Source organism: Streptomyces sp. NPDC060198, assembly GCF_042728415.1.
GTDB lineage: Bacteria > Actinomycetota > Actinomycetes > Streptomycetales > Streptomycetaceae > Streptomyces.
Genome location: NZ_JBHWZJ010000391.1, coordinates 1 through 6,302 on the forward strand (window position 1 = coordinate 1; position 6,302 = coordinate 6,302).

Here is a 6,302-nt window from a genome sequence, read left to right on the forward strand (position 1 = left end):
GAGCCGTCCCGTACGTGCAGCCCCGCGGCGGTGGAGTCGGTGACCCGGCAGTCGGTGAACGTACCGCGCGAACGGTCGGTGGCGGCGATGCCGTGGCCCCCCGAGCCGGCGGAAAGGAACCGGTTCAGCCGTGGGTCGGCGGCGCCGGACAGCAGCACCCCGTGGGTGGTGCTGCCGTGCGCGACGCAGTCGTCGAGCACGGGGCTCCCGGCGGACGAGAGGTGGAAGCCGATGACGCACTCCTCGGTGCGGACCTCGCTCAGCCGGGTCGAGCACCACTCCTCCAGGGCGACGCCCGGTTTGAGGGTACGGACGACGGTGAGCCGTTCGACCGAGCCTGCGGCCCGGTCGCCGGCCAGCAGACCGTTGCCGCGCGCATCGCGCACCGTGCAGCCGCGCACGGTGGTCACCGCGCTCTCGCCCAGCACCAGCCCGGAACTTCCCAGGTGCTCGAAGAGGCAGTCCTCGACGACGCTGCGACGGGGCGAGAGGTCCACCAGTCCGGCGCCGCGCCCGTTGGTGACCACGCAGTCCCGCATCGCGAGGGAGCCGGCGTCGCGGGCGAGCAACGCGGTCCAGCCGTTGCCGTGGACCGCGCAGCTCTCCAGTTCCGCCTGCCCACGCGGTATGTCGACCACGGGAGCGTCCTCGTCGGCGCCGCGCAGGACCAGGCCCGACAGCTTGACCGCTTCGGCGAGGACCTGCACGGCGCTGCCGTCCCGGGGGGATATCTCGGGGGGCCGGGCGGGGTCGTCGGCGATCAGGGTGACCATCTTGGTGATGGAGAGGCTCTCGTCGTAGCGGCCGGGCCGCACCCGCACCACGCTGCCGGGTCGGGCGGCGTCGAGGGCCGCCGCCAGTGTGGTCCCGGGCGTGGCGACGAGGGTCTGGCGGGCCATGGGGTTCCTTCCGCGGTACGTGGTCGTGTGCCGGTCCGGGGATGCGGGGGTGCTGCCCCGGACCGGGCGGGTCGGCGCGGGGCGGTCAGTCGCGCAGCGCGGTCTGGATCTGGGTGGTGCGCCGTCGGGTGATGTAGAGGCCCCGGCCCGGCGGCAGCGCCCGGGGCCGCGTCCCCGGCACCACCTGTCCTTCGGAGGGCGGGCAGGAGAGCATCAGGACCGGGGTGTTGGACTCCACCAGGCGGCGGAGCAGAGGGTCGGAGTTGACCGCGCGGCCCGCGCCGTTGGCGCCGCGCGCCACGATGAGGTGGAATCCGGTCTCGGTCCCCTGGGTGAGGAGGTCGTGGAGCGGGGTGAAGGGGTCGCTGGCGCCGAAGCCGCCGCCGGAGACCAGCTCGTGGTCGTCGACCACCACGAAGAGACGTGGCCCCGTCCACCAGTTCCGCAGGGCCAGCCGCCCGGGGGCGATGTCCGGGCCGGGCACCCTCTCGCGCAGGGCGCGGGCCGCTCCGTCGACCATCCTGCGCAGCGGGTCGGGCCCCACGGCGTAGCCCAGCCGGTGTGCGTCGGGGACGGTCTCGGCCATGCCGCGCCGGAAGTCGACGAGGAGCACGCGGGCCTCGTCGGGGGTGTAGCGGGCGGTGACCGCTTCGGCGATGTGGGCGAGCAGGTTCGTCTTGCCGGACTCCACGTCTCCGATCACCACGAGGTGCGGGTGTGCCTCGAAGTCGTGCCGGAACACGTCGAGACCCAGGTCCTCCAGGCCCAGCGGGACCTGTAGATCACCTTCTGACGGGGGGAGTTGCGAAGCCGGAAGGGTGGCGGGCAGTGTCCGTACGGCTGGGGCGGGCTCGCCGTCCCAGCCGGCCGCCACCTGGCGTACCAGCGCGGCCACGCCGGCGGCGAGCGTGTCCGTCGAGGTGTCTCCGTCGGTCCGGGGCAGCGCGGTGAGGAAGTGTCTGCGGTCTCTGTCGAGCCCTCGTCCGGGGACCGCGGGGACGGTTCCCGCGGCACGCATGTTGACCATGGAGTCCACCGGGTCGCCGAGCCGGAGTTCGAAGCGGGTGCCGAGCTGGTCGCGGAGCGCGGCTCCGATCTCGGACCAGCGGCCGGAGGCGACCATCAGGTGGACACCGAAGTTGAGGCCGCGCGAGGCGATCATCCCGAAAGTCGGGACCATGTCCATGAAGTCCTGGCGCACCGTGTTCCAGCCGTCGACCACGAGAAACACGTCGCCGTGCCGCTCCTCGGGGAACTCGCCCGCGGAGCGCCTGGCGCGGAAGTCCGCCATCGACTCGATGCCGCGGGCGGCGAAGAGCCGCTCGCGGTGAGCCACGACGGCCGTGACCTCGGCGACCGTACGGGTGATCCGCTCGGGGTCCAGTCTGCCGGTGACGCCGCCCACGTGCGGCAGTCCGGCCAGTGCGCCGAGCGTGCCGCCGCCGAAGTCGAGACAGTAGAACTGCACGTCCTTCGGGGTGTGGGTGAGTGCCAGCGCGCAGATCAGGGTGCGCACCAGGGTCGACTTGCCCGACTGCGGGCCGCCGGCGATGCCGATGTGGCCGCCCGCGCCGGAGAGGTCGGCGGTCAGTTCCTCGCGCCGCTGGTCGAACGGCCGGTCCACCACGCCCACCGGTACTCGCAGGTACCGGGCGGGTTCGCCGGGGGCCGGCAACAACAGGTCCAGGGTGGGCGGTTCGTTCAGGGGCGGCAGCCACACCTGGTGGGCGGGCGGTCCGGAGCCCTCCAGTTTCTCCACGGCGACGTCCAGCAGGCTGCGCGCGGGGCTGTCCTCGTCGGACTCCGTCACCGGTTCGTGGTCGTGGCCCTCCGAGGACCCCGCCAGGGCACGCGGCGGGACCCAGCCTGCCTCGAAGGGGACGACCTGGCCGGCCACGGCCGCGCGCCGCAACGCGCCGGGACGGGCGGGCCGGTAGTCCCCGGAGACGTATGCCGCCTTGAAGCGGGTGAGGGTGCCGACGTCGTTCTTGAGGAGCCCGCTGCCGGGGAGCGGGGGCAGTTCGTAGGCGTCGGGTACGCCGAGGACGCCCCGGCTCTCCATCGCGGAGAACGTCCGCAGGCCGATCCGGTACGAGAGGTGCGACTCCAACTGCTGGCTGCGGCCCTCGTCGAGTCGCTGGGAGGCCAGCAGGAGGTGAACGGAGAGCGACCGGCCGAGGCGGCCGATCATGACGAACAGATCGAGGAAGTCGCGGTGTGCGGCGAGCAGTTCGCTGAACTCGTCCACCACCACCAGCAGGGTCGGCAGCGGTTCGAGCGGAGCACCACCCGCCCTGGCCTCCTCGTAGGCGCGCACGGAGGTGAAGTTGCCCGCTCTGCGCAGGAGTTCCTGGCGCCGGATGAGCTCTCCGTGCAGGGCGTCCTGCATCCGTTCGACGAGCGCGGCCTCGTCGGCCAGGTTGGTGATGACCGCCGAGGTGTGCGGCAGCCGGTCCAGTCCGAGGAAAGTGGCGCCGCCCTTGAAGTCGGTCAGGACGAAGTTCAGCGTCTCGCTGCTGTGCGTGAGGGCCAGCGCGAGCACGAGGGTGCGCAGCAGTTCGGACTTGCCGGAACCGGTGGCGCCCACCAGCATGCCGTGGGGGCCCATCCCGCCCTGGGCCGACTCCTTCAGGTCGAGCATCAGATGCGACCCGTCCGCGGCGATGCCGAGCGGCACCCGCATGCGTTCGCCCTCGGTGCGCGGCCGGTGCAGCTGCGCCGTCCGCGCCGCGGCGAGGTCGCGGATGCCCAGCAGGTCGGTGAGTTCGCGGTCCTCCTGGAGGGGTTGTTCGGATCTGGCGGCCGCGCCGAGCCGGAACCGGGCCAGGTTCATCGCGAGTGCGCGGGCGGCTTTGGCCCCGAGTGCGTCGGGCCGGCCGACCCGGGTCTCGGCCCGTCCGCCGTCAGGGCCGGGGGTGAGCATCGTGAGGTCCTCGGGGGTGAGCCGCAGCCGCAGGGTGCCTCGGTCCTCGGCCGTGGCGGCGAGGGTGCCCCGGACGTCGATGACGGTCGTGTTGCGGTAGCCGTCCCCGGCCAGCCGGGCGCCGGGCGGCACCGCGGAGAGGTCCAGGACGATCACGGTGAACGGCTCGTCGCGGTCGGGCGCCGCGCCGGCCAGGAACGGCCCCCGTGCGGTGAACTCCTCACCGAGCAGCGGCTCCAGTTCGGAGACGGACTGCGCGACCAGCCGGGCCGGGCCCACCCCGTCGGTGTCCGTCGGGTGCTGGGTGTGCGGCAGCCACTTGGTCCACGCCCAGGCGTCCCAGCCTTCCCCGTCCGCGAGGACCACGATGTTCAGCTCGTCCGGCGCGTGCAGGGCGGCCAGTTGTGCCACCACGGCCCGCGCCGTCGCGCGCGCCGGGCCGACCGGGGAAGCCTCGTCAGCGGCGTCGCCCGCCGGGGCGAGAAGCACCCGCGCGAAGGAACGGAGCCGTACGGAGACGGGTTGCCCCGCCACGGTCGCGTACGTGTGGATGAAACGCCGCAGCGCGTGGGCGCACAGGGGTTCCAGGTCCTCGACCGGACGCGTCGCCAGCGGAGTCAGGGTGAGGGCGAGAGGCTGCTCGCCGGTGGCGAACCGCACCTCGGCGAAGTCCTCGTGGGACGCCCTGCGCTCCCACAGGCGGCCGGTGCGGGCCACCGACCACAGTGCGTCCGGCTCCGGATGGCGCCATGCCTGCGCCCGCCGCTGCTGGTCGACGACCGCCCGTATGCGGCGCCTGCTGGTCGCGAGATACCGCAGGTAGTCCCGGCGTTCGCCGCGCAGGGCCCGCTTGCGCTCCCCCGCTGCCCGGAAGAACTGGGCGACGAGCATGACGACCGCGGACAGCGTCATCATGCCGACGGCCACCCACATGAGTACGCCGTTGCCCTCGCCGGGCCGGAGGAAGACCAGCACCATGCCCAGCGAACTGAGCGCCATCGGCAGGTAGGTGACCACGCCGCCCATGGCGCTCTGGGGCTCGGGCAGCGTGGGCGGTTCCTGCAGGGCCAGTTCGCCCTGCGGCATCTGCGGACCCACCCGGCGCGGAGGGCGACGGAACGTGACGGTGGTCAAAACCGGCTCCCGGCTCGTGTGGCGGCCATTGCACGCCTCTCGGACATGGACCGCCCTCACAAGGGCGGCAGAGAAGGCTGGTTGACGGGTGATCATACTGACGGCCGGGAGTCACGATAGTGTGCCCCCGTTCCCGAGTCGGACCACCGCCGAATTCACGGCGGGAGTGAATCGAGTTGCCATGAGCGACAAGACAGGCGAACTCTGTCGAATTTCCGTCAGAGCTCCTTCCCGGGCCTTCGAATTGGGGATACCGTCCGATGTTCCACTCGCCGATCTGCTTCCGGTACTCGTCGAGTACGCGGGAACCGAGCCGCACGAGCAGGGAATCGGCCCCGGGGGCTGGTCCGTCCAGCGACTGGGTGGGGCGCCCCTAGACGAGGAGGGCACCGCCGCCTCCTTCGGCCTGGTCGACGGGGAGACGCTGTACTTGAGGCCGTGCGGCGAGGAGCTTCCCGAGGTGGCGTTCGACGATCTCGTCGAGGGGATCGGCGAGACCCTGCGCGCCCGCGACGACACCTGGCGGTCCTCGCTGACCCGGCGGCTCCTGCTGGGATGGAGCACCGCAGCCCTGCTGGCCACCCTGGTGGTCCTCGCCCTGCCGGGCGCGGCTGCCTGGCGGGCGGGCGCGGCCGGCACGCTGGCCGTGCTCCTGATCGCCGGCTCCCTCGCCGCTTCCCGGGCAGTCGGCGACTCCGGCGCGGGGGCGGTCCTGGGCATGCTGGCCGTACCGCATCTCGCCCTGGCCGGGGCACTGCTCCCGCAGGCGGGTCCGGGCGAGGACGGCCTGGGGCCCAGCCTCTTGGCAGGAGGGGCCGCCGCAGCGGGCGCCGCGATCGTCGCGCTGGCCGCGGTGGGAGCGTTCGTCCCGCTGTTCCTCGGGGCCTTCACCGTCGCCCTGTTCACGGCGCTCGCCGGCGTCGTCACCTCGGCCGGACTGCCCCTGGCCCAGAGCGCCGGCTGGCTCGCCGTCCTGACGATCGCCTCCGCCGTCTTCGTACCGGGTCTGGCCTTCCGCTTCGCCGGAATGCGGCTGCCTCCCCTGCCCAACGGGGCCGACGACCTCCAAGAAGGCATCGATCCCTTCCCCGCGGAACGGGTCAGGGCGCGCGCCGCGCTTGCCGACACGTATCTCACCAGTGCGTACGCCGCACTCGGGGTGGTTGCCATGGGCTGCCAGACGGCGCTGCTGACGGCCGCGGGGTCGGACGACCGGACGGGCCCCGCCCTCACGGTCGCCCTCAGTCTGCTGTTGCTCCTGCACCTGCGGCTCGTCGGCGGTCTCTGGCACCGGCTGGCGCTCGCCGTGCCCGGCGCTTACGGCCTGGCCGCCACGGGAGTCGTCG

At 73.1% G+C, this 6,302-nt stretch carries 3 protein-coding genes; 1 reads left to right on the top strand and 2 read right to left on the bottom strand.

What is annotated here, in order from left to right; translation table 11 throughout:
- Both ACFWEP_RS29990 and eccCa read right to left on the bottom strand, forming a co-directional pair.
- A partial coding sequence (locus ACFWEP_RS29990; protein ID WP_387374714.1) for a right-handed parallel beta-helix repeat-containing protein occupies positions 1–899 on the bottom strand: 899 nt, incomplete at its 3' end.
- Between the two features lie 85 nt (positions 900–984).
- Positions 985–4,956: a type VII secretion protein EccCa gene (gene eccCa / locus ACFWEP_RS29995; RefSeq protein ID WP_387374715.1), complete on the bottom strand. Its 3,972-nt coding sequence runs from the start codon at positions 4,954–4,956 to the stop codon at positions 985–987.
- A gap of 181 nt (positions 4,957–5,137) precedes the next feature.
- On the opposite strand from eccCa, the gene eccD reads away from it, so the two are divergent.
- Positions 5,138–6,302: type VII secretion integral membrane protein EccD (gene eccD / locus ACFWEP_RS30000; protein ID WP_387374717.1), on the top strand; the 1,165-nt coding region annotated here is incomplete at its 3' end.